Source organism: Cellulomonas sp. KH9 (assembly GCF_900114185.1).
GTDB lineage: Bacteria > Actinomycetota > Actinomycetes > Actinomycetales > Cellulomonadaceae > Cellulomonas.
Map to the genome: position 1 here is coordinate 20,411 of NZ_FOSE01000001.1, position 25,714 is coordinate 46,124.

The 25,714-nt window shown below is 73.3% G+C and carries 30 protein-coding genes; 12 read left to right on the forward strand and 18 right to left on the reverse strand.

Going from position 1 to position 25,714, the window contains the following annotated elements:
- Positions 1–5: 5 nt before the first annotated feature.
- From BMZ16_RS00105 to BMZ16_RS00125, 5 genes are all read right to left on the reverse strand, one after another.
- Positions 6–467, reverse strand: coding sequence for a MaoC family dehydratase (locus BMZ16_RS00105; RefSeq protein ID WP_089797360.1), 462 nt, complete (start codon positions 465–467; stop codon positions 6–8).
- Complete coding sequence (fabG, locus tag BMZ16_RS00110; RefSeq protein WP_089797362.1) at positions 464–1,225, reverse strand: 3-oxoacyl-ACP reductase FabG; 762 nt, start codon at positions 1,223–1,225, stop codon at positions 464–466. The genes BMZ16_RS00105 and fabG overlap by 4 nt, the downstream gene beginning before the upstream one ends.
- Positions 1,222–2,340: an alcohol dehydrogenase catalytic domain-containing protein gene (locus BMZ16_RS00115; protein ID WP_089797364.1), complete on the reverse strand. Its 1,119-nt coding sequence runs from the start codon at positions 2,338–2,340 to the stop codon at positions 1,222–1,224. Before BMZ16_RS00115 ends, fabG begins: the two co-directional genes overlap by 4 nt.
- A gap of 332 nt (positions 2,341–2,672) precedes the next feature.
- Entirely contained in the window at positions 2,673–3,422 is a 750-nt protein-coding gene (locus tag BMZ16_RS00120; RefSeq protein ID WP_089797366.1) for a phosphotransferase, read from the reverse strand.
- 89 nt (positions 3,423–3,511) lie between these two features.
- Positions 3,512–3,877 (reverse strand): hypothetical protein, encoded by a 366-nt coding sequence (locus BMZ16_RS00125; RefSeq protein WP_255366267.1) that lies wholly within the window; start codon positions 3,875–3,877, stop codon positions 3,512–3,514.
- 917 nt (positions 3,878–4,794) lie between these two features.
- On the opposite strand from BMZ16_RS00125, the gene BMZ16_RS00130 reads away from it, so the two are divergent.
- From BMZ16_RS00130 to BMZ16_RS00170, 10 genes are all read left to right on the forward strand, one after another.
- Entirely contained in the window at positions 4,795–5,214 is a 420-nt protein-coding gene (locus BMZ16_RS00130; RefSeq protein WP_089797370.1) for a DUF4430 domain-containing protein, read from the forward strand.
- Positions 5,211–5,783, forward strand: a complete 573-nt coding sequence (locus BMZ16_RS00135; protein ID WP_369822476.1) for a DUF6580 family putative transport protein — start codon at positions 5,211–5,213, stop codon at positions 5,781–5,783. Before BMZ16_RS00130 ends, BMZ16_RS00135 begins: the two co-directional genes overlap by 4 nt.
- A gap of 110 nt (positions 5,784–5,893) precedes the next feature.
- Positions 5,894–6,058 carry a hypothetical protein gene (locus tag BMZ16_RS19070; protein ID WP_177199530.1) on the forward strand — a complete coding sequence of 55 codons (165 nt, stop codon included), beginning with the start codon at positions 5,894–5,896 and terminating at the stop codon, positions 6,056–6,058.
- Positions 6,059–6,105: 47 nt separating this feature from the next.
- Complete coding sequence (locus BMZ16_RS00140) at positions 6,106–6,321, forward strand: hypothetical protein (protein WP_143082686.1); 216 nt, start codon at positions 6,106–6,108, stop codon at positions 6,319–6,321.
- Positions 6,318–7,883 (forward strand): B12-binding domain-containing radical SAM protein, encoded by a 1,566-nt coding sequence (locus BMZ16_RS00145; RefSeq protein WP_089797376.1) that lies wholly within the window; start codon positions 6,318–6,320, stop codon positions 7,881–7,883. The genes BMZ16_RS00140 and BMZ16_RS00145 overlap by 4 nt, the downstream gene beginning before the upstream one ends.
- The gene (locus tag BMZ16_RS00150; RefSeq protein WP_177199531.1) at positions 7,880–8,737 is read left to right on the forward strand and encodes an arginase family protein; all 858 of its coding nucleotides are present in this window, start codon (positions 7,880–7,882) and stop codon (positions 8,735–8,737) included. The genes BMZ16_RS00145 and BMZ16_RS00150 overlap by 4 nt, the downstream gene beginning before the upstream one ends.
- Positions 8,738–8,740: 3 nt before the next feature.
- Entirely contained in the window at positions 8,741–9,742 is a 1,002-nt protein-coding gene (locus tag BMZ16_RS00155) for a hypothetical protein (protein ID WP_143082687.1), read from the forward strand.
- Positions 9,726–10,625, forward strand: coding sequence for a hypothetical protein (locus BMZ16_RS00160; RefSeq protein ID WP_089797382.1), 900 nt, complete (start codon positions 9,726–9,728; stop codon positions 10,623–10,625). The genes BMZ16_RS00155 and BMZ16_RS00160 overlap by 17 nt, the downstream gene beginning before the upstream one ends.
- Positions 10,618–11,862 (forward strand): MFS transporter, encoded by a 1,245-nt coding sequence (locus tag BMZ16_RS00165; RefSeq protein ID WP_089797384.1) that lies wholly within the window; start codon positions 10,618–10,620, stop codon positions 11,860–11,862. Before BMZ16_RS00160 ends, BMZ16_RS00165 begins: the two co-directional genes overlap by 8 nt.
- Positions 11,863–12,083: 221 nt before the next feature.
- Positions 12,084–12,554: a hypothetical protein gene (locus tag BMZ16_RS00170; protein WP_089797386.1), complete on the forward strand. Its 471-nt coding sequence runs from the start codon at positions 12,084–12,086 to the stop codon at positions 12,552–12,554.
- Between the two features lie 131 nt (positions 12,555–12,685).
- Here BMZ16_RS00170 and BMZ16_RS00175 read toward each other — a convergent pair whose 3' ends face one another.
- The 6 genes from BMZ16_RS00175 to BMZ16_RS00200 all read right to left on the reverse strand — a co-directional run bounded on the left by BMZ16_RS00175 (position 12,686) and on the right by BMZ16_RS00200 (position 18,284).
- Positions 12,686–13,288: an AAA family ATPase gene (locus BMZ16_RS00175; RefSeq protein WP_089797388.1), complete on the reverse strand. Its 603-nt coding sequence runs from the start codon at positions 13,286–13,288 to the stop codon at positions 12,686–12,688.
- Between the two features lie 299 nt (positions 13,289–13,587).
- Positions 13,588–14,046, reverse strand: coding sequence for a ricin-type beta-trefoil lectin domain protein (locus BMZ16_RS00180; RefSeq protein ID WP_089797390.1), 459 nt, complete (start codon positions 14,044–14,046; stop codon positions 13,588–13,590).
- Between the two features lie 319 nt (positions 14,047–14,365).
- Positions 14,366–14,974, reverse strand: a complete 609-nt coding sequence (locus tag BMZ16_RS00185) for an HAD family hydrolase (RefSeq protein ID WP_089797392.1) — start codon at positions 14,972–14,974, stop codon at positions 14,366–14,368.
- 19 nt (positions 14,975–14,993) lie between these two features.
- Positions 14,994–15,851, reverse strand: a complete 858-nt coding sequence (locus BMZ16_RS00190) for an NAD-dependent epimerase/dehydratase family protein (protein ID WP_089797394.1) — start codon at positions 15,849–15,851, stop codon at positions 14,994–14,996.
- 63 nt (positions 15,852–15,914) lie between these two features.
- A complete protein-coding gene (locus tag BMZ16_RS00195) occupies positions 15,915–17,666 on the reverse strand; it encodes an alpha/beta hydrolase (protein WP_177199532.1) in 1,752 nt (583 codons plus the stop codon).
- A gap of 189 nt (positions 17,667–17,855) precedes the next feature.
- Positions 17,856–18,284, reverse strand: a complete 429-nt coding sequence (locus BMZ16_RS00200; protein WP_089797398.1) for an OsmC family protein — start codon at positions 18,282–18,284, stop codon at positions 17,856–17,858.
- A 133-nt stretch (positions 18,285–18,417) separates the two neighbouring features.
- Between BMZ16_RS00200 and BMZ16_RS00205 the strand changes: the two genes are divergently transcribed.
- Positions 18,418–19,194 carry a class I SAM-dependent DNA methyltransferase gene (locus BMZ16_RS00205; protein WP_218143284.1) on the forward strand — a complete coding sequence of 259 codons (777 nt, stop codon included), beginning with the start codon at positions 18,418–18,420 and terminating at the stop codon, positions 19,192–19,194.
- Between the two features lie 166 nt (positions 19,195–19,360).
- Here the strand turns inward: BMZ16_RS00205 and BMZ16_RS00210 are convergent, their stop codons facing one another.
- The 4 genes from BMZ16_RS00210 to BMZ16_RS00225 all read right to left on the reverse strand — a co-directional run bounded on the left by BMZ16_RS00210 (position 19,361) and on the right by BMZ16_RS00225 (position 22,815).
- Positions 19,361–20,410: a magnesium and cobalt transport protein CorA gene (locus BMZ16_RS00210; RefSeq protein ID WP_218143285.1), complete on the reverse strand. Its 1,050-nt coding sequence runs from the start codon at positions 20,408–20,410 to the stop codon at positions 19,361–19,363.
- Between the two features lie 77 nt (positions 20,411–20,487).
- Entirely contained in the window at positions 20,488–21,156 is a 669-nt protein-coding gene (locus tag BMZ16_RS00215; protein ID WP_255366268.1) for a DUF4166 domain-containing protein, read from the reverse strand.
- The gene (locus BMZ16_RS00220) at positions 21,153–21,821 is read right to left on the reverse strand and encodes an SRPBCC family protein (protein ID WP_177199533.1); all 669 of its coding nucleotides are present in this window, start codon (positions 21,819–21,821) and stop codon (positions 21,153–21,155) included. The genes BMZ16_RS00215 and BMZ16_RS00220 overlap by 4 nt, the downstream gene beginning before the upstream one ends.
- Before the next feature lie 91 nt (positions 21,822–21,912).
- Positions 21,913–22,815 carry an SDR family NAD(P)-dependent oxidoreductase gene (locus BMZ16_RS00225; RefSeq protein WP_089797400.1) on the reverse strand — a complete coding sequence of 301 codons (903 nt, stop codon included), beginning with the start codon at positions 22,813–22,815 and terminating at the stop codon, positions 21,913–21,915.
- A 99-nt stretch (positions 22,816–22,914) separates the two neighbouring features.
- On the opposite strand from BMZ16_RS00225, the gene BMZ16_RS00230 reads away from it, so the two are divergent.
- Positions 22,915–23,580 carry a TetR/AcrR family transcriptional regulator gene (locus BMZ16_RS00230; RefSeq protein WP_089797402.1) on the forward strand — a complete coding sequence of 222 codons (666 nt, stop codon included), beginning with the start codon at positions 22,915–22,917 and terminating at the stop codon, positions 23,578–23,580.
- Between the two features lie 73 nt (positions 23,581–23,653).
- On the opposite strand, the gene BMZ16_RS00235 is transcribed toward BMZ16_RS00230, so the two are convergent.
- From BMZ16_RS00235 to BMZ16_RS00245, 3 genes are all read right to left on the reverse strand, one after another.
- Positions 23,654–24,061, reverse strand: coding sequence for a VOC family protein (locus BMZ16_RS00235; RefSeq protein ID WP_089797404.1), 408 nt, complete (start codon positions 24,059–24,061; stop codon positions 23,654–23,656).
- A gap of 105 nt (positions 24,062–24,166) precedes the next feature.
- A complete protein-coding gene (locus BMZ16_RS00240) occupies positions 24,167–24,865 on the reverse strand; it encodes a helix-turn-helix transcriptional regulator (RefSeq protein WP_089797406.1) in 699 nt (232 codons plus the stop codon).
- A 576-nt stretch (positions 24,866–25,441) separates the two neighbouring features.
- Positions 25,442–25,714: DUF5050 domain-containing protein (locus BMZ16_RS00245; RefSeq protein ID WP_177199534.1), on the reverse strand; the 273-nt coding region annotated here is incomplete at its 5' end.

The following is a 25,714-nucleotide window of genomic DNA, read 5'->3' on the forward strand; positions in this document are numbered from 1 at the left end:
GCCGGTCAGGCCGGCACGAACAACGCGATGGTCCGCGCGACGAGCGCCGGGCGCGGCGCACCCTCGATCTCGACGGTCACGGTCGACGACACGCGCACGCCCTGCGGGGTCGGCTCGGCGCCGTCGACCACCGTCGTCGCCCGCACGCGCGACCCCGCGAGCACGGGCTGGAGGAAGCGCACGCGGTCGAGCCCGTAGTTGACGACCATCGCGGTCCCGCCCACGTCGAGCAGCCCGTCGGTGAGCGCGGGGACCAGCGCGAGCGTGAGGAAGCCGTGCGCGACGGGCCCGCCGAACGGCGACTCGGCGGCGGCGCGGGCGGGGTCGACGTGGATCCACTGGTGGTCGTCGGTCGCGTCGGCGAACAGGTCGATGCGGCCCTGGTCGACGACCCGCCACTCCCCGGTGGCGGACTGCCCGACGGCGGCACCGAGGTCCTCGGGCGAGCTCACGGTGATGGCGGTCATGTGCGCGGCCCTCCGGCGACGTAGAGCACCTGGCCGGACACGTAGGATGCGTCCTCCGAGCAGAAGAACGAGACGGCGGCGGCGACGTCGTCGGGCCGGCCGACCCGGCCCACCGGGACCTCCTTGGCCGCGGCGGCCAGCAGGTCGTCGTACGCCATACCGGTCCGTTCGGCGACGGCGCGCATCATGTCGGTCTCGATGAAGCCGGGCGCGACGGCGTTCACGGTGACGCCGAACGGCCCGAGCTCGATCGCGAGCGTCTTGGTGAAGCCCTGCATGCCGGCCTTGGCGGCGGCGTAGTTGGCCTGGCCGCGGTTGCCGAGCGCCGACGTGCTCGACAGGTTGACCACGCGCCCCCAGCGGGCGGCGACCTGGTGCTGCTGGACCGCCCGGCTCACGAGGAACGCGCCGCGCAGGTGGACCGACAGGACGGCGTCCCAGTCGTCGACCGACATCTTGAACAGCAGGTTGTCGCGCAGGATCCCCGCGTTGTTGACCAGGACGGTCGGCGGCCCGAGCTCGTCCGCGACGCGCGCGACCGCGGCGGCGACCGCGTCCTCGTCCGCCACGTCGGCGCCCACGGCCAGCGCGGTGCCACCCGCCTCGCGGATCGCGGCGGCGGTCGCCTCGGCGTCGGCCTCGCGCAGGTCGAGCACGGCGACCTGGTGGCCGTCGGCCGCGAGCCGGCGGGCGGTCGCGGCGCCGATGCCGCGGGCGGCGCCGGTCACGAGGGCTGTCGTGGTGCGCGCTGTCGTCACGGGGTGGTCCCTTCGTCGAAGGTCAGGAGCTGGCGGAGCTCGCCACCGGCCGCGAGGCGGTCCATGGCGGAGTCGAGGTCGTCGAGCGCGATGTGCGAGGACACGAGCCGTTCGAGGGGCAGCCGGCCGGAGCGCCACAGGTCGACGTACCGGGGGACGTCACGCTCGGGCACCGCGGAGCCGAGGTAGGAGCCGACGACCGTGCGCGCCTCCGCGGTCAGCGTCAGGGGGGACAGCGCGGCCCGCGCGGCGGGGGAGGGGAGTCCGACGGTGACGGTCGTCCCGCCGGGCGCCGTCGCCGCGAACGCGGTCTCGAGTGCGCGCGCGGAGCCGGCGGCCTCGACGACGACGGGGGCGCGCAACCCGCGCTCGACGAGCTCGGCGGGCGTGCACGCGATGCTCGCCCCGAGGTCCCGCGCCGTGGCGAGCTTGTCCGGCACCGTGTCGACGCCGGTCACGTCGTGCCCGAGCGCGACGGCGACGAGCAGCGCCGCCATCCCGACGCCGCCGAGCCCGACCACGACCACGGGCTCGCCGGGCCGCGGTCGGCCGGCGTTGACGACCGCACCGCCGCCGGTGAGCACCGCGCAGCCGAGCAGGGCCGCGACCTGCGGGGGGACGTCGGGGTCGACGCGCACGAGCGAGGTGCGGCTGACCACCGCGTGCGACGCGAACCCCGAGACGCCGAGGTGGTGGTGCACGGGTGCGCCGTCGCGGTGCAGCCGGGTGCCGCCGCCGACGAGGGTCCCGGCGGCGTTCGCGGCGCTGCCGGGCACGCAGGGGAGCCGTCCGTCGGCGGCGCAGCCGGGGCAGTCGCCGCACCGGGGCAGGAAGGTGAGCACGACGCGGTCGCCCGGGGACAGGTCCGTCACACCGGTGCCGAGCGCGGTGACGATCCCGGCGGCCTCGTGCCCGAGCAGCATCGGCGTGGGACGGACGCGGTTGCCGTCGACGACGGACAGGTCGGAGTGGCACACGCCCGCGGCCTCGATGCGCACGAGCACCTCGCCCGGGCCGGGGTCGTCGAGCTCGAGCCGCGAGACCGTGAACGGTCGCGACTCGGCGAAGGGGGCCGGGCTGCCCGACCGTTCGAGGACCGCCCCGACGATCTCCATGCGTGACCTCCTGCCGACGCCGATGTCTGGTTCCAACCTACCCGTTTGTCCATACCGACCGGTAGGTATGGACGGCGGCCTCGCACGTACGTCGTGAACAAAGCTCGGCGGTGGCGTCGCGAACGTCCGGCGCAACCGCGCAGGGGGCACGACCCGTGACATTGCGAGCCCGACAGCGTCGACGAGCTCGAGGGCTGCTGGTGACCGCCCGACGACCCGTCGGGGAGTCGCGGTGCAGGCTCGACGCCTCACGTCCGGGGCCCGACGTGATGTCCTGAGAAGGGGTCTCCGGGCTCGGGGGCCGACGGTTCGGCGACCCGTCCCGGCTCGGCCTACTGCTCCAGCACTCGCGCCGCGTCCCGCCGGTACATCGCGGCGTGGTCGTGCAGGTCGGGCCGGTCGGCGACGCGTGCGTGCTCGTCGGTCCAGTCCGCCAGGTCGTGCAGCCGGGTGACCATGGTCGTCAGGACGTCCTCGATCGCAGGAGCAGCGTCCTGCCCGTAGCTCGACAGCAGGTGCGCGAGGCGGTCCAGCGGGGTGACGTCGTCCGGTGCCCGCATGTCCTCGCACCACCCGCACAGCCGGTACGCGAGGTACGCGAGGTCCCACGCCCGGGGGCCCGGCGAGGCCATGTCGACATCGATGAGCCCGACCAGCTCCGTCCCGTCGAAGACCATGTTGTAGGGCGCGACGTCGTTGAGGCACACCACCTCGACGGGATGGTGCGTCGGGGAGTGCCAGACGCGGTCGTCGAGGTCGAACCCGACGGTCGCGTCGTGGACGGCGCGCAGCATCGCTCCGGTCTGCGCCCGGGTCCGCGCTGTCCACAGCCAGTCCGGCACGGGCCACCCGACGACCTCGCCGGGCATCCAGCCCAGGACCTCCCGACCGTCGTCGTCGAGGCCGAGCGGCGCCGGCACGCACGTGACGCCGCGCTCCCGTACCCACGCGAGCAGTGCGTGCACGGCCGGCGTCCACGGGCCGGCCGTCCGCCGGACGGTGTCACCGACACGAACCACGGTGGTGACGTTGCCGCCGTCCAGCTCCTGGGCGACGACGTCGCGCTGCTCCTCGAGGTCCATGGCGCGATCGTCCCATCGCCGGCTGCAACGCTCTGCTCTGCCTGGTCGGGGCGACGCGCGCGACCGGCACGTCGAGCCCTCGGGCGCGCCTACCGGATGTGGCCGATGCCGACCTTGAGGCGCCGCAGCTGGTACCTCCACGGCGCCAGCCGCGGCGCGTTCAGCGTGAGGCCGGCGTCGTCGGCGATCCACTCGACGACCTCGTCGGTCGTCCGCTGGTCGGTCTCGACGTGCGTGGCGTAGCGCTCGCGGGCAAGGGCGGCGACGCAGCGCGGGATCTGCTGCACCGCCCAGGTCTCGCGGCGCAGACCGGAGCGCATGAACGCGATGCGGGTGCTCAGCCGCTTGCGCAGCGTCTCCGGGCTCGCGACGAGCGCGTAGTGGCGCACGTCCACCCCGCGTGACCGCAGCCCACCGACGATCTCGTCGAAGTAGTCGTCACGCACGATCGTCATGGGCACGAGCACCGGGCCGGCGTGGGCGGCCTCGGCCTGCTGGAGGATGTCGACGACGGCGGAACGCCACGGGGCGAGGTCCTGGAAGTCGTGGCGCGCTGCGGGCGGGAGCGTCCGTTGGAACCCGAAGCCGAGGAGCTCGGGGTCGGCGACGTGCGCGTCGACCAGTCGACGCCGCAGCTCGAACGCGGTCTGGGTCGGCGATCGCTAGCGGAGAAGGGTTCCGGGGCTCGAGGGACTCAGGCGGGTCGCTCGACGGCAGCTGCCCGGAGCGTGTTCCGCCGGGCCAGTCCCACGAGGGTGGCCACGTGGGCCACGGGTCTCCGGTCGCATGTCGGAGCACACCGGGCCTTGATCCCGACAGGGGCAGCGAGAGCGGCGGGTCGAGACAGACCAGATCACCGGAGTCCATCGCACGGGCTCGCACACCCGCGCGACCATCGCCGAGCCTGGCACCTACTGGGCAGCTGCACACATTGACTGGTGACCGGTCGAGACCAGCAGCCGGTCAAAGTACGACGCTCATCCCCGGTCGATCTGTCCTGCATCTCGACGCGAGACACCCCTCACCGAGGCGACCGGCTCCGAGGCAGGGGCCCGAGGTCAGGAGCCTGAGGGCGAGGATGACGAGCAGGCGGCCCATCACCAGCGAGTGGGGTTGGCGGTCGGCGCCGGGGCCACGGACGTCATCGGAGGTCGGCTCATCGCCGTCGCGCTGCGGGTACTCGCACGATCCGCGTGGGATGTCCGACGCATGACCAACGTCCCGATTTGTCACGGCAGCGCTTGACTACTCTCGCACCACCCCGGCCGACGGTTCTGCCGTGCACGACCGCGCACGATGCTCGTCTTCGTGCTGGTCGTCCGAGCTGTCGCGCCGCGACTGGGTGACCTGTCTCCGAGGCAAGGACATCCGCATGACTCGCGTGCTGACTCGGCCGTCCGGGACCCGGCGCCTCCCCGCGCGGGTGCTGGCCGGGCTCGTGTGCCTGCCCGTGCTCACCCTGGCCCTGGTGGGAGGCTGCGCCCGGGCACCTGCTGCAGAGACGTCGCGCTCGTCGCCGGCTCCTGTCGCCCAGCAGGAGGAGCGCATGTCGGTGCACCTGCGCAGTGACGGCGACCTCTCCGCCCTGGAGGTCCTCGAGAAGAGCGGCATCGACTACGCGGTCCAGGGCGAGGGTGCTAACGCCTTCGTCACCGGGGTCGCCGGCTACGCCCCGGCGGACGACGAGTTCTGGGCTCTGTACGTGGACGGCGTGGCCTCCACCGTCGGCGCCGGGTCGGTGAGCGTCGAGGTCGGCGCCACCATCGAGTGGCGACTGGAGGCGATCGAGTGAGGCGCGTCCTCGTCCTTGTCCTCGCTGTGGTGATCGCCGCCGGATGGCGCATCCTCAACGTGCGCCACGGGTTGCCTGGCGTCGAGCTCCTCACAGCGATGTCCTTCGCGGCCGTGATCCTGGTGAGGAGCCCTGCTGCGGCGCTCGTCCCGCTCGTCGCCGCCGCGGCGTCCGACCTGTTCCTCGGGGTGAGCGACGTCCAGCTGTTCACGTTGTCGGCGTGGCTCGTCACCGGGTACGTCGGTCATCACCTCGCGCGGGGCGGGCGGGTCGGGGGCGCGGTGTCGATCGGGTTCGCGACGTTCTCGTCGTTCTGGTTCTACCTCTGGACGAACGCGGGCGTGTGGCTGGTCGGGCGGGGTCACTTCTACTCCGCCGGTCTCGGGGGCCTCGTCGACTCGTGGGTCGCGGGGCTCCCGTTCCTCCGTAACGCGCTCGTGGTGAACCTGATCGTCGTGCCGGTGGTCACGTACCTCGCCAGGCAGGTCGACCAGCAGCGCTGTGCGACCTCGTTCGCCGTCCCCACGTTCCGTCGCTCGCCTCACACCACGGGCGCGCGCGTGGCGTGACTGTCGCTCCGACGCCGCCGGCCCCCGCACTGCGGTGCGCGAACCGGGTGTGGCGGGGCCACCACGACATGGGCGCCCGTCCGAGGTGCCCAGGAGGAAAGGAGAGTCACGTGTCCGTCACGAGCCCGGAGGTCGCGCAGGTGCAGCTCACCCACGACGACCTCGAGCAGCTGTTCGCCGATGCCGAGCGTGAAGCACGTCTGACCGAGGACACGATCAACGAGTCGTCGGAGGACTACACCTTCATCTTCGGCCGGAGCACGATCGCCGTCTGAGGATGTCCGACATGCAGCATCTCCGCCCGAGGCCAGAGACCGTGGTCATGAGTCAGGTCTCCTACGTCTACCTGGACAACGGTCGACAGACCCTGCGCCTCGGGCGGAGCGCGTACGACGAGCTGCGAGCCCGGTCGGTGCTCGGGCAGGGGGACCGACGGCATGCCGAGTTCCTCGAACCGGCGGGCAGCAGCGAGCAGGCGCGCTCGGCCTTCGAAGCCGCCGAGGAGTGGCCCCCACCCGTCGAAGGGAGTCAGCCATGAAGCGCGTCGTGCTGCTCACCGCACCCTCGGACGTCTCGGACAACCCCGTCCCACCCCTGGGGCTGCTCGCGATCGCGTCCTACGTCGACAGCCGCCTGGACGGTTTCCGGTGCGAGGTCGTCGACCTCTCGCGCATGGAGCTGGAGGAGGCCCGCAGACAGCTGCACGAGCTGGACTGGGACGACGTCGTGCTCGTCGGGCTCACGGTGATGAGCATGGACGTCCTCGCCGCGGTGGAGATCGCGGCGTGCGCCCGCGCGCTCGCGTCGACTGCGCTCGTGATCGCCGGAGGTCCGCACGCGAGCCTCGCCTGGCGCGAGTTCCTGCCGCGGCACTCACCGCCGTTCGACGCCTGTGTCGTCGGCGAGGGTGAGGCAGCCGTGGTGGCGATCCTCGAGCGGCTGGCGAACGGCTCCTCGATCGCCGAGGTCCCCGGGGTCGCCTGCATGACGCCCGACGGCCCCGAGCTGCACTCACCCGCGCGGCTCGTCCCCCCGAGCGAGTGGGGGAACCCGTTCACCGCACGGGTGGGCGTGGGCGCGGACGAGGTCATGTACTTCACGGAGAGCGGCGGCCGACGGCGCCGCGGCGTGTCCCTGGTGACCAGCCGCAGCTGCCCTCTCGCCTGCACGTTCTGTTCGATAGCGGCGATGGACGAGCCCTACCGCAGTGCGTCTCCCGCCGACGTCGTCGAGTGGTTGCGGTGGGAGCGCGCTCGACGGCCCTTCGAGCACATCTACTTCCTCGACGCGGACTTCCTCACCAGCAAGTCCCGCGCACGTGCGTTCTCGAGCGCAGTCTCGGACGTGTTCGAGGACGTCACGTGGAGCGTCCAGGCGACCGTCGGGCACGTGCTCTCGCTCCGTGCCGACCTGCCCGAGCTCCGGGGGAGGGGCCTGCGCGCGGTCGAGCTCGGCATCGAGGCGGGCGACGACGACGAGCTCGTGTTCTTCAACAAGCGGAACTTCGGCAAGTACGCGACGGTCCGCCAGAGCATCGACGCCGTGCGTCTGCTCACCGACGCGGGGATCGCGGTCGGGATCGACTACATCATGTTCTACCCGGACCAGACGCTCGCAGGCCTCGCGCGCAACCTCTCCTTCTTCCTGCGCAGCGGGCTCCTCGACGCGTTCGACGTGAACCACTACGGCCACGACCTGATCCTGTTCCCCGGGACCCCGCTGCGGTCGCTGTACGAGGAGCGCTGCGGGCACCACTTCGACACGGACGTCCTGCCGGACACGGACCCGCTCTACGTCGACCCCGTCGTCCGACGGATCAAGCGTGAGTTCCGCACCGGGTACCTCGAGCGGTACAGCGGGGGGACGCAGACGCTGCGCGACGAGCTGCGTGCCGTCGCCCGCAGCACGACGAGCGACCGTCAGCGGGCGGTGCTCCGGCTGCACGAGCTCCGGCTCCGTCACCACCCGTACGTCGTTCTCGAGCGCTTGATCCTGGCCCAGGGGGACCCGTGCGACGTCTACGCACCGGTCGACGACGACCTGTCCGCGGCGAGGTACACCCTGACCGCGCTCCAGGCTCAGGACGCAGGGTCGGCGTGAACGCGCAGGGGCAGACGTTCTGCGGTGTCGAGGGATGGGACCCCGCCGGTCGCTACGACGTCGTGGTGGTCGGGATCCCGTCGAGCGCGGGAAGCCTCGCCGGCTCGCGTGCCTGTGACGGGCCGGCGCTCGTCCGGCGGGTGAGCGCCGTCCTGGCCCACCGCTCACCGGGGACGTCCGGGTGGTTCGACCTCGAGCGTGACAGGACGCTGTGCCGGGGCCTGAGGATCGCCGACGCGGGTGACGTCGGTCCGGACGCAGGTGACGAGGACCGGCCGAACGCCACCCTCGCGGCGCGGCTCGAGCGCATCCGACGCACCTGCCGGCTGCTCGTCGTCCTGTCCGGTGACGACTCGTGGACGTACGAGGTCATGGCGACGCAGCGAGGTCGCCTCCTTCACCTCGATGCGCACGAGGACCGCAACCCGTACCAGACCGGTGCCCTCAACCACGCCAACGTCATCGGCCGCCTGCTCGACGACCAGCGGTCGCTCCTCGTGGGGCAGTGGGGCCGTCGAGGTCTATCGCCCGAGCCACCGCAGGACTGCGGCAGGCACCTCGCACTGCGCTCCGAGGCCGCGGCCTCGGCGTTCGCAGCGGAGGAGGGCACCGAGCTGCATATCGCGCTCGACGTCGACGTCGTCGATCCGCGGGAGATGTCCAGCGTGACGTGCCCGCTCCCGGGCGGGCCCACCCTCGCGTCGGTCGAGGCGCTCTGCCGCTCGGCCGCCGGTCTGCAGACGCTCAGCCTCTCCGAGTTCGCGCCCCGCGGGGATCCGCGCAGCCTCGTCGAGGCGTACGCGCTCGTCCAGCTGCTCCTGCGCGTCGTCGACGCGACCGTGATGAGGGAGTGAGACGTGGCCCGTACCTGTGTGCGGCGCTGTCCGCCGGAGCTGCGCGAGCTGACCCAGCACGAGTGGTTCGTCGTGCTCGCCAACGGGACGATGGCGCTCGCCGCCGCACTGAGCGCGATGTCGCAGGCGGGCGACGATGTCGACCTGCCCGCGTTGAGCTGCTGGACGCTGACGAAGGCTGTCCTCGACGCAGGGCTGACGCCCCGCTACCGGGACATGACGGCGCAGCTCGCCGGCGCTCCGGCGTCGGCCGACACGGTCACGGTCACGGTCCGGCCCTGGTGGGGTGACGTCGGTGCAGGCGAGATCCACGAACGGACGATCCTCGACCTGTCCGTGAACCCGGCGCCGACACCCTCCGCCTCCACCGCTGCGGCGTGCGTGATCAGCATGGGATCACGCAAGCCCGCGGCGCACCCCTTCCACGGTGGTGTGCTCGCCCTGTCGCGCCCCGAGCTCATCGACGAGGTCGACCGCGCGCTCGGGATGTACGCGGAGAAGGGACGATGGGGGCGCCTGGGCCCGCGGCTGACCGAGCTCCCGCTGCCGGTGGTCGACATCGACCGGCACTTCCGGTCCGTGCGCGAGCACCGACCGGCGGCCCACGCGTCGGCGGTCGCGGTCCACGACCGCTTCCGGGATGACGAGGCGCTGCTCGGCTCCCGCTCTCCGGCTCCAGCCGGGCACTCGTACTTCACCCCGCTGGTGCTGCGGGCCGACTGCCCGCTCGACGCCGCAGACGTCGCCGAGCTCGCGCGGCTCAGGCGCGTCCCGCTGGGGCTGCTGCCGATCGCACCCGCCTATGCGCAGCCCGCTCTGCGCGGCCTGCACCCGGCGCCCTCGCACGAGGCACTCCCGACAGCCGACCTGCTCGCCCGGAGACTGCTCTTCACGCCGACGGAGCTGGTGGGCCGCAGCCCTGCGCTCGTCCAGGACGTCCGGGACTTCGGGGACTGGCTCGGCGCCCGTCTCCAGGCGGTGAGCCGGCGTGACGCCGTTCTCTGACCTCGGGGACGGAGACGAGCTCGTCGACGTGGCCGTCGAGCTCAGCCGTCTGCGGCAGGTCCTGCTGACGCCGTCGTCACCGGACGGTGCCGCCCGTCTCCTGGAGAGCGGGTTCGTGCCTGTCTGCGGTGCGCTCCACGTCGTCGCGAGCGACACGACCCTGTCGACCCACCGATCCCGGCGACGTCAGCTCCGCGACCAGACCACGACGATCGACAGGCTGGGGCTCGTCGTGTCCGTGCTGTCCGGTCGGCGGGTCGCGGCGTCGCGGGAGCTGTTCGACAGCATCTACTACGGCCTGGTCGTCCCCGGCGTGTACGCGCGCGGGATCACTCCCCACGGCGTCCAGCACGAGGCGACGTTCCGGCGTCTCGTCGAGAGAGGACTTGTCGTCACCGCGTCCGACGCCGGCGGTGCCGTCCGCTGTGCGTCCCTCTACGACGTGCGCGACGGACGTCTCGTCACCGGGGCCGGCCTGCCCGAGGACCGCCGCGCGCTCGCCGTCGGACTCGTGGAGGCCTGCGACCCCGCCCTGTCGCGCTGTCGTCGCGCGTGGCGGCACAGGGCTGTCCAGGAGCTCACGCGGCGGGCGTTCGAGGTCGTCTCCATCGGTGCGGAGGACTGCATGATCGACCCGGGGTACGTGCCGGTGATCCTGGACAAGCTGGCGTGGTACAGGTCTGTGGCGTGGGAGCAGTCCCGTCGTCCCCGTTTCGTCTCGCTCGGCGTCTCGCGCCACCCGGACCGGTTCCCGATCGTCGTGAGCGTCCTGTCCGGCAGGCCGCGGCTCGCCGGCCGGTGGGACGAGCATCCCGCACGACCCCTCGGGGAGCGGCTGCGCTCTCTCGTGCCCCTCGACGTGATCGGTGAGGCCCATGCCTAGTCTCGACGTGCTCAAGCGCAACCCCGGGCTCGGCGCCTTCCTGGCGAGCCGCTTCGCGTACGTGCTCGGAGCCGGCGGCGCGCCCGTCCTGCTCACTCTCACCACGCTCGACGGTGGCGGGTCCCTGACCTCGCTCGCTTTCGTCCTCGGCGCCGGTGCGGTGCCCGCGATCGTCGGTGCCCTGATCTCGAAGTGGCTGTCGGACCGCATCACGACCCGAGGGCTGCTGCTCTCGACGACGGCGCTCTGGGTCGTCGCGGCCGCGCTGACGGGGGTCCTCCTGGGCTTCGGCGTGCAGTCCGTCGCCTGGTTGTGCGTGGTCTCGTTCGTCATCGAGCTGAGCGCCGCGCTGCAGTACCCCTCGCTGGGCTCGTACCTGCCGCAGATCGTCCGGAAGGAGGACCTCGAGAGGGCGAACTCGGTGAAGCTCTTCACCACGGGAGCCGCCGGGATCCTCGGGCCTGCGCTGTTCTCCTTCACGGGCGGCCTGCTGCCCGTGACGGCCGCGTGGCTCGTCCTGGCCGTCGTCCTGCTGGTCTCGGCGCTGCCGCTGCAGCGGCTGCCGCGCGGGCAGGGTTTCGAGGCCGACGGTGCGGGGGTCTGGGGAGATCTGCGGGACGGTTGGTCGTACTTCTGGCAGTCGCGCGGGCTCTGGCTCGTCGTCGTCACGTCGGGCGTCTGGCACTTCGTCGGCTGGTCCGTGCTGACGGTCGCGGGCCCCGTCCTCCTGCGCGACGGGTTCGACAACCTCGCGGCCTGGGGGTGGCTGCAGAGCGCGCTGGCCGCCGGTTCGTTGGTCGGGGCGCTCGTCGCCGGTCGGTTGCGACCGACGCGCGTCGCCACGTGGGCGCTGCTGTCACTGTGCCCGCCGCTCGTCCTCGGCCTCCTGCTGGCCCTCGAGGCACCGATCGCCGTGCTGGTCGGGCTGGCGGCCGTGACCGGGGCCGGGCTCTCCGTCGGCGGGGTGGTGTGGGCGTCGGCCGTGCAGCGGGAGGTGCCGCCCGAGCGGCTGGGTCAGGTGTTCGGGTACGACTACCTGTTCAGCGAGGCCGTCAACCCCCTGGGCCTGCTGCTCATCCCCGTCCTCGTCGGTCTCGCGGGCAACGAGCAGGACCTCCTGCGGCTGACGAGCCTGGGGCTCCTCGTCCTGGTCGTGCCGCTCGCCGTCATGGCCCCGGTCCGCCTCACGGCCGCACGGACGGCAGCCGGCGTCGGGTCCGGGAGCGCCCCCTCGTGAGCGCCGCCCTCGTGGATGCGGTCGGTGCCGACCGCGAGGCGCCGCGCACCTGACGCCGGGCTATCAGCAAGCTCCGAGGCGACGCCGAGGCGCCTCCAGGGCAGGGGAGAAGAGTCGTCGCAGGTCCCGACGCCACCCGTGCGGTGGTGGCCGGGACCGTGAGGGAACGACGTGCGACGCGACCACGGCGCCGACCTGCCGGGCTCGCGCTGGGAGCACCGATGTTCGACACCATTGCTGGACTGCCGCTGCATCCGCTGGTCGTGCACGCGGTGGAGGTGATCGTCCCGCTCGCCGCCGTGGCCGTGCTGCTCGCGGCGCTGTGGCCGCGGTTCCGCCGGTGGGCGTTCGCCCTGCCGCTCCTGCTCGCGGTCGCGCTGGAGGGACGTGTCGGGGAGTCGGGTGCCGTGGAGGTCCACTCGCAGATGGCCGAGCGGCTCCTGCCCTGGGTGATCGGCCTGGTCGTGATCGCCGCGGGCCTCGTCCTCATGACGTGGTGGGCGCGCCGGGGCCAGGCGGGTGACGCACGCGGGGCGGTGCTCCGGGCCGTCGTGCTGGTCCTGGTCGTCGCGTCCATGGTCGTCTCGACCGGCACGATCGTGCAGGCGGTGCGCATCGGCCACAGCTGTGCGACGGCCGTGTGGGGCCAGACCGCGTCGAGCGGCCCCGTCGGCGGAGGCGTCGGCGCCTGAGTCCGCCTCCGGTCTCACGCGCGGGCCGGGCCTCGGCCGGGCGCCTGCCCCGAGCGCCGGACAGGCAAGGTCGCCCACGGGGGGAGCAGCCGGTCCGTGGTGATCCCGACGACCGACGCGGCGCGCCACCCCTACCGGATGTGGCCGATGCCGACCTCGAGGCGCCGCAGCTGGTAGCGCCACGGCGGCAGCCGCGGCCCCGCCAGCGTGAGGCCGGCGTCGTCGGCGATCCACTCGACGACCTCGTCGGTCGTCCGCTGGTCGGTCTCGACGTGCGTGGCGTAACGCTCCTGGGCGAGGGCGGAGACGCAGCGCGGGATCTGCTGCACTGCCCAGGTCTCGCGGCGCAGGCCGGAGCGCACGAACGCGATGCGGGTGCTCAGCCGCTTGCGCAGCGTCTCCGGGCTGGCGATCAGGGCGTAGTGGCGCACGTCCACGCCGCGGGAGCGCAGCCCACCGACGATCTCGTCGAAGTAGTCGTCACGCACGATCGTCATGGGCACGAGCACCGGGCCGCCATGGGCTGCCTCGGCCCGCTGAAGGACGTCGACGACGGCCGAACGCCACGCGGCGAGGTCCTGGAAGTCGTCGCGCGCTGCGGGCGGGAGCGTCCGGTGCATGGCGAAGCCGAGGAGCTCGGGGTCGGCGACGTGCGCGCCGACCAGTCGACGCCGCAGCTCGAACGCGGTCTGGGTCTTGCCCGCCCCGAATGCACCGTTGATCCAGATCAGCACGCCCCGGAGCCTAGACCGGCCCCCACCCGGTGCGGCGCGGTGGGCCGGGCGGCGAGCACGGGACGGCAGTGGCCCTCGACGGCCGGACCGACGCCGGTGCAGGACTGACCCGGCATCGCCGCGGTCCGGGCAGATCCGACGAAGCTCGTCGTCGGCCTGTCGAGAACGGCGGTGCCCGTCGAGGAGTGGGTGTTCGGCCGATCCCGCTGCTCGACGGCATCGACGGCCTGGCCGGCTACCCCCGCGCGGCGCGGCACCGTGGCGATCCGCCCCGGTGCCGCGCACTCGCCCCTCGAGGGTCAGACGGTCACGAGCGACGACCAGACCTCGTTGCGGCTGTTGCTGCAGCCACCCCAGGTGAGCGTCTCCGTGCGGAAGTCCTCGATGCAGCCGATGCCCCAGTCGAGCTGGTGGATGCGGCCGTCGGACGTCTGTCCCCAGCGCACCAGCAGGCCGCTGTCGCAGGCCGTGACGAAGATCCCCGACGAGCTGCCCGTGGCCAGGCACCGGCCGTCCGGGGTGCGGATGGTCTGGTCCGCGGCCGAGTAGACCCAGCGCTGCGTGGCCGAGCCGTCGCACCTCGTGGTGAACGCCGCCACCGGCCGCTCGGGGTGCTCCCGGCGGTCGACGCACAGTCCGGTGTCCTTGTTCCGCAGCTCCCCGCCGGGAGCGGCGGCCTGTGCCGGCTGTGCCGCGGCGAACAGGCTCAGGGCCAGCAGGGCGGATGCCGCCAGGGTCGAGATGATCGTGCGCACCATCGTCGGGCTCCTTCTCGCGAGGCTGAGAGCGGACCACCGCGCCGACGCATGACGACGTCGGCGGTGACGTCGATCTCTGGAGGTGGTGGAACTTTGCACTACCGAGTGTGTGCGCCGAGATTCAAGGTCCTCTGAGAATCGCGCAGCTGCGGATCGTCTCCACGTGATCAGGGGGCGTCAGCGGTGAGCGCAGGTGCAGGTCCAGACGCGAGCCGACAGGGGTGCGGTGCTCCAGGTGGCGACCGTCGAGCTGCGGCCGGCCGGTGGCGACGCGGCGCCCGTGGGGGCGACCTCCGGTCGAGACGTCTGGTCGCCACGTTCAGCTCGACGAGAACGAGGAGTTCACGATGCCGGCCTCCGCGAGCGCGGCGCGAAGTCCAGGAACACCCGTGAAGTGGTGCGTGACGATCCCGAGGTCCGCCGCTGCCGTGAGGTTCCTGGGCGTGTCGTCGGTGAAGAACACCTCGTCGGCGCTGACCCGCAGGGCCTCGAGCACGTGGTGGAAGGCCGCAGGGCTCGGTTTGGCGTGGCCGATCTCGGCGGAGCTGAAGACCGTGCCGAAGGCCGGAGGGAGGTCGAGCGCGCGCAGCTCGGCGGGGATCGTGTCGGTGCCGTTGGTCAGGATCGCCGTCGTCAGACCGCGCGAACGGAGCTCGGCCGCCAGCTGCACCACGTCGTCGTCGATGCGAGACGGTGCGGTGCCCCAGGCGCGAGCCGCGACGTGGTTCCCGACGTGGTCGCCGATGCGCCGCACCCACTCCGCTCGGGTGATGCGCCCGGTGGTGACCTCGGTGAGGTGCGGTTCCGAGAACGCGAACGCCGCGATGGATCCCGCCGCGAGGGAGTGGGAGGCCTCGATCTCGGCGACGGCGCGCTCGTCGAAGTGCCGGACGACCCCGTCCAGGTCGAACAGGACGACCGTGATCACCGTCGCCTCCCGCAGCGCCTCAGACCTCGTCGCGCCACGTGTGCTGCGGGTCGTACCCCAGCAGGCGACGGGCCTTGTCGATGGACAGGAGCGTCTCGCGGCCCTCGATCGGGCGCTTCACGGGGACGTCCGGGAAGTACTCGGCGACCAGCTCGGCCGACGGCCGCTCCAGCACCGTGTCGGTCGACGCGATGATGAACGCCTCGAAGCCCCGCAGGTCGCTCTCGAGCGCGAGGCGGACCGCGAGGGCGCCGTCGCGGGCGTCGATGTAGCCCCACAGGTTCCAGATCCGGCTGCGCGGGTCGGCCGCGAACCCCGGGAACGCGGCGTAGTCGCCCGGCTCCATCACGTTGGAGAACCGCAGACCGATCAGCTTGAGGTCCGGGTCCCAGCGCGTGAAGTGCCGGGCCATCTCCTCCTCGACCGCCTTGCCGAGGGAGTACGTGCTCTCCGGGCGGACCGCGTACTCCTCGTCGACCGGGACGTACGGCGGCGGGGTCTCGAAGGGCAGGCCGAGGACGGTCTCGCTCGACGCCCAGACCACGTTCTTGATGCCGGCACGGCGGGCGGCGCTGAACACGTGGTGGGTGGCGACGACGTTGTTCGCGAACGTCGCACCGCTGGGGCGCAGGCCCGGCGCGGGGATCGCCGCGAGGTGGACCACCGCGTCGACGCCGTCGTACCGGTCGTCGATGCCGGTGAGCGCCTCGGTCACCTGGCCGAGGTCGGTGAGGTCGACCCGGGTGAAGAGCGCCTTCTGGCCCTCCGGCGGGGCAGCGGTGTCGACGTTGACCACGTCGTACCCGTGCATCGCCAGGTGCTCGACGACGGCACGCCCGAGCTTCCCGCTGCCACCGGTCACCACGACGCGGCTCATGCGTCGATCCGGATGTGCGACGGCGGCAGGGTGGGGGCGTGCTGCTTCATGGCGGACATCCGATCACGGCGGGGCGAGGACCGCGCGCACCCGCTCCGTGTCGGCGGCCGTCCACCCCTCGGGCGGCACCACGCCCACCCACCCGTCGAGGACCAGCCCGTCGTAGTTGTGCCCGTACCCGTCGGGCACCGACTTCGCGTTGAGCAGGTCGAACGTCAGCTGCCAGAACGTCACGACGGGGAACCACCGCATCGCCGGGCGGTCCGTGCCGGCGGGTTGCTCGCGCAGCCGGTCGGGCGCGGACAGCAGCACGTCCGGGCTCCACCACACCACCGGGTCGTCGGCGTGCTGCAGGTACAGGGCCCGCGGGGGCTCCCACGGCGTCGTCGGCGTGGTGATCTGGGCGGTGTCGCCGGCGAAGCGGACGAACAGGCCGCTGGCGTAGACGGGCGCCACGGCGGGCGTCCCGGGGTCCCGCCGCTCGACCAGGGCGTGCCAGACGGGGTTCGCGTCCGGGGGTCCCACCCACAGCACCCCGTCGGTGCGCTCGCGGATGTCCGCCAGGGAGGTGTACGCCGTCTCGCTGCCGTACGAGCCGAGGCTCTCCCCGTAGGCGAGCAGCAGCGGGCGCTCGTCCGCGGGCATCCCGGCGAGGTGCGCCTCGACGGCCTCGGTCAGGGCGCGCGACTCCTGGCTGGCCCGGGAGCGGTCGACGAGGAAGGACAGCCAGCTCGGCAGGTACGAGTACTGGGTGGCGACCGTCGCGGTGTTCCCGGCGTACATCAGCTCGAGCGGCGCGACCGCGGCCTCGTTGACCCACCCGCTCCCGGTCGTCGTCACCAGCAGCAGGACCTGCCGCTCGAACGCGCCGGTGCGCTCGAGCTCCTCGACCGCCAGCGCGGCGCGCTCCTCAGCGGTGCCGGCGTTCTCGATGCCGACGTAGACGCGGACGGGCGCCGTCGGGGCGACGTCCGGTACGGCGGTCCGCAGGTCGTCGGTGCCCGGGCCCCCGGCGACGAAGCGGCGACCCTCCCGACCGATGGACTCCCAGGCCACGAGCGACCCCGGCGCGCCGGAGCGCTCGGCCGCCGACGGGCGTTCCACACCCGGGTGGTCGTCGGTGTTGCGGACGGCGAACGCGGCGTCCACCGCCCCGAGCGCACGGTGCAGCAGCACGTCGTTGACGAGCACGACCCCGCCGAGCACGAGCACCGTCGCCACCACGGACGCCACCGCGTGCGGCCAGTGCAGCCGCCGTTCCAGGAGCGCGTCGGCGCGGCGAGCCACCCACCACACCCCGCGCGCCGCCAGGACGAACGCCGCGGCGACGAGCACGAGCAGCGGCCCGGCTCGCAGCCAGTCGAGGGTCGAGGGCGGGGGCATGCCGACGGCCGCCGTCATCGCCCGCTGCCAACCGGCCCCCACCACGAGCATGACGACCACGGCCACGGCGCAGAGCACGACGACGGCCGGAAGCTGCCGGGACGCGAGCCTCGGCGGGACCCGTCCGCGTGTCGTGGCGACGAGCCGGCGCCACGCGGGCACGAGCCGCAGGACCCGGGCGAGCGCCACGCCGACCCCGTACCCGAGCGCGCCGGAGATCCCCGACACGAGCCCCTGGTAGAGCCAGTCGCGCGGCAGCAGGGACGGCGTCATCGCGACCACGGCGAAGAGCGTCCCCATCGCGAGCCCTGCCGGGTGCGGCGGTCGGGGACGTCGCCGGTGGCGCCGCGCCGGGTCGGTGCCGGCCTGGCGCGGGTCGCCCGTCGGGGAGGCCCCCGGCGCCGGCCGGGTGGGCGACGGGGGAGTGCTCACACCCGGACGCTGCGCCATGCGCGCCTCCCCCGGGGCGGTGACGTCACACCCCGGACGGGGTCGCGCACGCCGTCACCCGAGCATCGCACCGGCCCGGACGGCCCGCCAGCAGCGCGTCGGGCGGGGCGCCGCCGAGGACGCCGTCCCGCGCTGCGTCGATCGGGACCGCGCGTGAGCCCGACTGGGCCGTCAGGACGGTTCCGGCGGCCTGCTGACCCGGACCTCCTCGAGGCTCACCGTGGTGCCGGTACGCAGCGTGCGGTGCACCTCGGCGATCGCGTCGACGTGGGCGACGAGCTCGCGCACCTGCTCCTCGGGGGCCGGTGAGACGACGGAGACGCGGTACGACACGTCCCGCGCACGCGCACCGGGGGCGTCGAACCACCCCGCCACCTCGACGTCGACCCCGACCACGGGAAGCGACCGGGCGGCGGCCTCGCGGTAGACGTCGTTGGTGGCGCACGTCGCGAGTGCCAGGAAGAGCAGCTCACCGCCGCTGACGGCCGAGCCCGGCGCACCCTCGCGCGCGGGGAGGTCGAGCGCCCGGTCCTGGCCACCGGCGGTGACGGTGACCTCGTGGCTGCCGGGGGTGCTGCGGATCGAGGCGGTGTACTCCACGTCGTCCGCCTTCCTGGGTCGTCGACCGGTCCGGTCGAGTCTCGTGCGTGCGCTGCCGCCCGTCCAGACCCGCCTGCCGACCTGGCCGACAAACCCGTGGACGCGCGTCGTCGACCGGTGCCACGGTCGACGCGTGGCAGACGAGCAGCAGATCTGGGACGTCCACACCGCGGGGTCCTACGACACCCCGGGCACCGGCATGTTCGCGCCCGAGGTACTCGGGCCGACGGTCGACCGGCTCGTCGCGCTCGCGGACGGCGGCGCCGCGCTCGAGCTCGCGATCGGCACCGGCCGGGTCGCCGTGCCGCTGGCCGAGCGCGGGGTGCCCGTGACGGGCATCGAGCTGTCGCAGCCGATGGTCGACGTGCTGCGCACGAAGGTCGACGAGGCGACGATCCCGGTGGTGATGGGCGACATGGCGACGGTCCGGGCGCCGGGCCGGTTCTCGCTCGTCTACCTGGTGTTCAACACCATCTCCAACCTGCTCACGCAGGGCGAGCAGGTCGAGTGCTTCCGCAACGCCGCCCGGCACCTGGCACCCGGCGGGCGGTTCGTCATCGAGCTGTGGGTGCCGCAGCTGCGGGTGCTCCCGCCCGGTGTGGGGGCGACGGTGTGGCACGACGAGCCCGGGTACCTCGGCATCGACACATACGACGTGCTCGAGCAGCGCGTGGTGTCCCACCACGTCCGGTTCGGTGAGGGCAGCGACGCGCAGCTGTTCCGCAGCCCGCACCGGTACGTGTGGCCGGCAGAGCTCGACCTCATGGGCCGGCTCGCCGGGTTCGAGCTGGAGAGCCGGCACGCGGACTGGAGCGGCGCCGCGTTCACCGCCGAGTCCGCGTCGCACGTGTCGGTGTACCGGCTGCTCGACGAGGAGCGCACGCCGTCGCGCACCGGGCGGCTGCCCTGACCGGGGATGCCGGTGGAGCGGGTGTGACGCGCAGATCCGTGTGAGGGCGCGGGCCCGCGGCGTGCGCCTGGCGGTCGCCCACCGATCCGGCAGCGGCTGCCCGCGGAGGAGCGTGCTGGGGGCCTCACGCCCCCGGGCCGACGTCGACGACGTCACCCCCGAACGCTCAGAGCCAGCCGTTGCGGCGGAACGACCGGTGGAGCCCGACGCACACCGCGGCGATGACCCCCAGCACGAGGAAGTACCCGTACCGCCACCGCAGCTCGGGGATGAAATCGAAGTTCATGCCGTACACACCGGCGATCGCCGTGGGTACCAGCGCGATGGCCGCCCACGCGGAGATCTTGCGCATGTCGCCGTTCTGGCGCAGTGCGACCTCGCTCTGCGCCACCGTCACCCGGGCGGTGTTGGCCTGCAGCACGTCGCCGAGCTGGCGCTCGACCGCCTCCACCGCGTCCACGGCCCGCAGCAGGTGGTCCTGCACGTCGCGGAAGTAGGGGGCCGACGACGGCGGCACGTGCGGGACGTCGCCGTCGACCAGCCGTTGCAGCGGGCGGCCGAGCGGCAGCACCGCCCGGCGCACCTCCGCCGCCTCCTGCTTGAGCTTGTAGATGCGCTCGGCGTGGTTGACCTGCCCCGGCCCGAACACGCGTGCCTCGATGTCGTCGACGTCCACGTCGATCTCGCCCAGCGCCGACTCGTAGCCGTCGACGACGAGGTCCGCCGCCCGGTAGAGCACACCGGCGGGCCCGAACCCGGCAGCGGGGCCGTCGCCGCGGTCCAGCTCCTCGCGCACGCGGCGCAGCACGTCACCCTGCCCGTGCCGCACGGTGACGACGAAGTGCTCGCCGAGGAACAGCGCGATCTCCCCGACGTCCACCACCTCGTCGTGGTCGACGTAGCGCACGGGCTTGAGCACGACGAACACCACGTCGCCGTACACCTCGAGCTTCGGGCGCTGGTGCGCCTTGACCGCGTCCTCGACCGCGAGCGCCGGCAGCCCGAACTCGCCCGCCACCGCCGCGACGTCCGCGACCGTCGGGCCCTCGAGCCCCAGCCAGACGAAGCCGCCGCTCTCGCGCGCCACGTCGCCGGCGCGCCCCAGCGGCAGTCGGCCCGGTGCGCGCCGGCCGTCGACGTAGAGCCCGCAGTCGACGACGACGCGGTCCGCGTCCAGCACGCCTTCGGCGTCGTCCGCGCCACCGTCCACGTCCACGTGGCGCTCCTCTCGTCGCCGCGACCGTACCTGCAGGGCAGGGTCTGCGGGCGGACGTCGCGCCGTCGAGCACGTCGTCAGGTCCGCACCTCGTGCCGCACCGGCCGCAGCTCACCGGGTGCGTCGACGGCGTCGGGGAACTCGCACGTGAACGTGCCCCGGTAGCCGAACAGGAACCCCAGCAGCCGGTTGCGGACCTCGAGGTCGACGTGGAACTGCTGCTCGTCGTCGTCGAACCACTCGTGGAGGCGGGCCTCACCGCTGAGCAGCATCGGGAAGCGGAACCCGACGGGCCCCTCGTAGAACCGCTGGCCGTGGGTCGTCAGGTGCAGCGAGCCGTCGTCGAGGACGCGCAGGTCGAGGTCGACGGCCAGGTGCTGGTGCGTCCCGAGGTAGTCGATGACCCGGCCCTCGTGGAGCACCATCGTGGCGTCGAACCGCCGGGTCCGGCCGCGCAGGCGGTACTCGCGCACGAACGTCACCGTCTCGCGGCCGTACGGGTCGCGGTACGGGAAGTTGGAGATGGTGAACGGCACGTCGTGGCCGACGTCGGGGACCAGGATGTTGCGCACGGCCCCGAGCTGCAGGAACGGCAGAGTCCACCACGGCCCGCGACGGATCTCCTGCATGACCCCGCGGCCGACGCACGCGTACCCGGCGTCGAGCCCGACGCCGAACCGCCGCTGCATCATCGGGTGCAGGCGCGTGAAGTCCGCACCGAGGGCCTGGGCGAAGACGGACGTCACGGTGCCTCCAGCTGGTCGAGCGTCGCGGGGGCGTCGTCCATGACGGACGGCGCCGCAGGGGTGGGGGCGCCGGTCGCCACGGTCCTGCGTGGTCCGTCCCGGTCGGTCGACGCCCGCCGGGGCGTCCGCAGGCAGCGGCCCGCGCGCGGGCGGTCCGGACGCCACACCGCCAGCGCCGACCACAGCGGCCAGCGCTCGGGCTCGACGCCGTCCTCGGCCCACAGGCGCAGCCGGTCGAAGCTCCAGGCCGTCAGCCACCCGACGAGCGGCCGCACGACGAGGCGGTCCAGCACCCGGCCCCATCCGGGCTCGTAGTCGTAGCCGGTCACGAAGGTCACGCCGTCGGCGGTCGGGACGTAGCGCCAGTACCCGCGGCCGGGGCCGAGCGGGGAGAGCCGGTCCGGGGTGGTGAACCGCAGCGCGGACGTGCGGGTGCCGTCGGGGCGGTGCCGCTCGCCCAGGCTCGTGCCGGTACCGGCGAGCGTGTGCAGCGGCAGGCGCAGCTCGTAACGGAACCGGTAGCCGCCGGTCGCCAGGGCCTCGACCGGGGTGATGCGGCTGAACCGCCCGTCCCACCGGGGGTGCTGCTGCGTGTCCTGCGTGAGCTCCCACACCCGGTCGAGGCTCGCGCGGATGTGCGTCTCGACGTAGATCGGTGTGGGCACGCTCCCACTATGTCCCGGTCTGCCCGGTCGGACAATCCCGACGTCGACGACGAGGCGGGGCCGCGCGTCGTGCCCGTTCCGGCCCGCGGGCTCACACCCGGGGGAAGGTCACCCCCGTGAGCTGCTCGGACACCGTCCACAGGCGCTCCTGGACCGCCTCGTCGTGGGACTGCGGGCTGGAGGAGACCACCGTGGGGTGGCCGCTGATCTCCCGCCGCCCGCCGGGGCCGTAGTACTGGCCGCCGACGACGTGCGGGTCGGTGGCGGCGCGCACGGTGGGCAGCGCACCCATCGCGGCGCTCTGGAAGAACGGCCCCGCGATGCGGCCGACGATCAGCTGCATCGCCGCCGGTGCGGCGCGCAGCAGCTCGGTCCGGGAGATGCCCGGGTGGGCCGCGACCGCCACGGTGGTGCCGTGCGACGCGAGCCGACGCTGCAGCGCGTACGTGAACATGAGGTTGGCGAGCTTCGACTGCCCGTAGGCACCGACCCGGCTGTACGACCGCTCCCACTGCAGGTCGTCGAAGTGGATGTCCGCGCGCAGGCGGTGGGCGGTGCTCGCGACCGTCACCACCCGCGAGCCGGGGGTGGGCAGCAGCCGGTCGAGCAGCAGGCCGGTGAGGGCGAAGTGCCCGAGGTGGTTGGTGCCGAGGTGCAGCTCGAAGCCGTCGGCGGTGGTCTGCCGGGGGGTGTACATGACGCCGGCGTTGTTGATCAGCAGGTCGAGGCGCGGGTGCGCGGCGCGCAGGTCGGCCGCGGCCGACCGCACGGACGCGAGGGACGTCAGGTCGAGCGCCTGGACGCTGACGTCGCCGCCGATGCGGGAGGCCGCCTGCTTGCCCTTCTCCACGTCGCGGACGGCCAGGACGACGCTCGCCCCGTGCTGCGCGAGCACGCGGGCGGTCTCGTAGCCCAGGCCGGAGGTGGCGCCGGTCACGACGGCCACGCGGCCGCCCTGGTCGGGGACGTGCTCGTCGGTCCAGCGCTCGTCCATGGGGGTCTCCTCAATGTACCGCCGGTCTCTTGTGGCGAACGTAAGGGACCGCCGGTCTGCTAGTCAAGAGACCGGCGGTCCGTAAGTTAGGCTCGGACCGTGACGTTCCAGCGTGCGCGAAGCGAGGAGCAGCGGCAGGTCCGGCGCCGCGCGATCCTCGACACGGCCGCGGCGATGCTGGACGAGATGCCCGTGGCGGACGTGACCCTCAACGAGCTCAGCCGGCGCGTGGGGCTCGCGAAGTCCAACGTCCTGCGGTACTTCGACTCCCGCGAGGCGATCCTCCTCGAGCTGCTGGACGACTTCCTGGCGGACTGGCTGCGCGACCTGGAGCAGGACCTCGCCGCGGGCATCGACGCGGACGCGGCACCGCAGGACCGGGCGCACCGGCTCGCCGAGGTCATCAGCGCGTCGCTGGCGGCACGGCCCGTGCTGTGCGACCTCTTCGGCGCCCAGGGCGGGGTGCTCGAGCACAACGTCTCGGTGGAGGTCGTGACGCGGCACAAGCGTGCGTCGCTCGCGCTGCTCGACACCCTGGCCGGGCTCGTCCGCCGGCACCTGCCCGAGGTCGGCGACGACGCCCGCCTGTTCGGCCTCATGAGCCTCGTCATGGCCGGTGCCGTGTCGTCGTACGTCCCGCCGCCGCCGAGCGTCCTCGCGGCCTACGCCGCCGATCCGTCCCTCGCCGTGCTCCACCTCGACCTGCGCGAGGCGCTCGAGGTCGCCCTCACCTCCACGCTGCTGGGCGTGCTGCCGCGCGACTGAGCCGTCGGCCGGCGGGCCTGAGCGCGCCGGTCGGCCGCGGTGAGCAGTGCGGGGGAGCGTCGCAGGTTCGCCGTCACCGCGCCGTGCCGGCGAACCGGGCGACCGACTCGGCCGTCACGGGCGTGAACAGGTTCACGAGGGTCCCGTCGGGGTCGCGGACGAGCAGCGAGCGATTGCCCCAGGGCATCGTCGTCGGCGGGGCGACGACCTCGACCGAGCCGCCCGGCAGCGCCGCGAACACCGCGTCGACGTCATCGACCAGGAGCTCCACGATGGCCGAGCGGTTGTCCGCAGGGCGCGCGGCACCAGGGACGAGGAGATCGACGGTGCGCACGCTGCCGATGGCGATCGTGCCGCCGACGGTGCGCAGCTCCGCGAAGTCGGGCGACGGGCGGTCGGCGACGAGGCCCGTGAGCCGCTCGTAGAAGCTGACGAGGCGAGCCACGTCAGCAGTGATGAGGCGGACGGAGACGAGGTTCACGGGGACCTCCGGACGGGGAGTGGTGGTCGCGCGGCTGCGCGATCGGCACCACCGTGGACCTGCCCGGCGACACCCCGGTGTCGGTGTTCCGGTGCCGCGCGTCGATCACAGGAACGTCAGCGTGCGCAGGTCGCCCTCCGGCACCTGCACGTCCCCCGGGTGCACGGTGCGGCGCGGCGCGGTCTCCGCGGTGGCGGTGACCCGATCGACGCGGTCGAGCCGGAAGGCCCGCAGCCCGTCACGCAGGCGGCACCAGCCGAGCAGGTACCAGCCGGACGTCGAGCCGACGTACCCCACCGGTTCGACGTCGCGCGTGGTGGACCGGCCGTCCCGGTCGGTGTACCGGACCCGCAGGACCCGCCGGGCGGACACCGCGTCGGTGAGCAGCGGCGGCACGGCCGGCGCGTCGGGGTCGGCGCCCACGAGGTGCACCCGTGAGACGAGGTCCTGCGCCGCCGCCGCGTCGTCGTCGCGCATGGCCGCGAGGAGCTTGCGCAGCGCGGTGCTGCCGGCGGCGTGGAAGGGGGTCCCCACGGCTCCGTGCAGCGCGACGGCGACGGCGACCGCCTCGTCCGGGCTGAAGTTGACCGGTGGCAGCGTCCGGGCACGGTCCAGGCAGTAGCCCCCGGTACGCCGCGGCTCGGCCCAGACAGGCGTGCCGGCCTGCTGCAGGGCGCTGATGTCGCGCTCGATCGTGCGCGTGCTGACCTCGAACCGCGCCGCCAACCAGGTCGCGCTCCGCGGGCGCGGTGCGACGGCACGGAGCTCCTCCACCAGCGCGTACAGCCGGTCGGTCCGGTTCATCCGGCGACCATAGGCCCGCCGCGGGTCGCCCGCGCGGGCGTCGCAGCGGCGCGGGTCGCCCGATCCCGGAGGTCGCGCTGCGGTGTGGGCCCGTCCGGTGGGCCGCCGCTACCGCGGCCCCGCGGCCGTCGCAGGGGCGCGCCACTCGGCGGCACAGGCGCGACCGTGACTGGCGCCGACTCGCCGTCCAGCAGCAGCTGCCTGGCGTGACCCTTCGCACTCGAGGAGGCTGCAGCGATGCCGGCTGAGCGGCGTCCTGAGGCCTGAAATCCTCGGGACCGCCACGTCCGCGACGTCAGGACGTGGCCAGGTCCGCCTGGATCATGCGGATGACGGTCGCGAGGACGCCGGATGCCAGCAGCCCCGACCCGAGCCGCCCCGTCGTGTCCTCGCCGAGCAGGGGAAGCCGCCGCAGCGCCGCCCGTTACGGAGAGACGGGCGGAGAAGCTCGCCATCGACCCCGGCGGACACCCCGGGCTGGTCACCTCAGGAGCAGAGCGCCCCGTTCACCGTGAAGCCGGTGGCGGACGCCCACCGGCAGCGTGCTCGGTGACGCCTCGGTCCCAGGTGCCCGGGCTATGTGAGATTGACCATGTACAGCCGGTCTCCGGGAACCAGCTCGTCACCCTGGAAGTAGACGACGTCGTCAGCGACGAACGGAGTGGAGCTGAGGTGCGGGGTGTGGAGCAGCTCTCCGTCGGAGCCGTCGGTCCTGACCCGGTACAGCTTGTTGTTCGTGCCCCGGTAGTAGATGACGCCTCCGCTCACGAACGGCGCTGACGACGTCTTGTTGTCGCCGATCACGCTGCCGTTGGTGCCGTCGATGTCGACCCGGTACAGGTAGTTGTT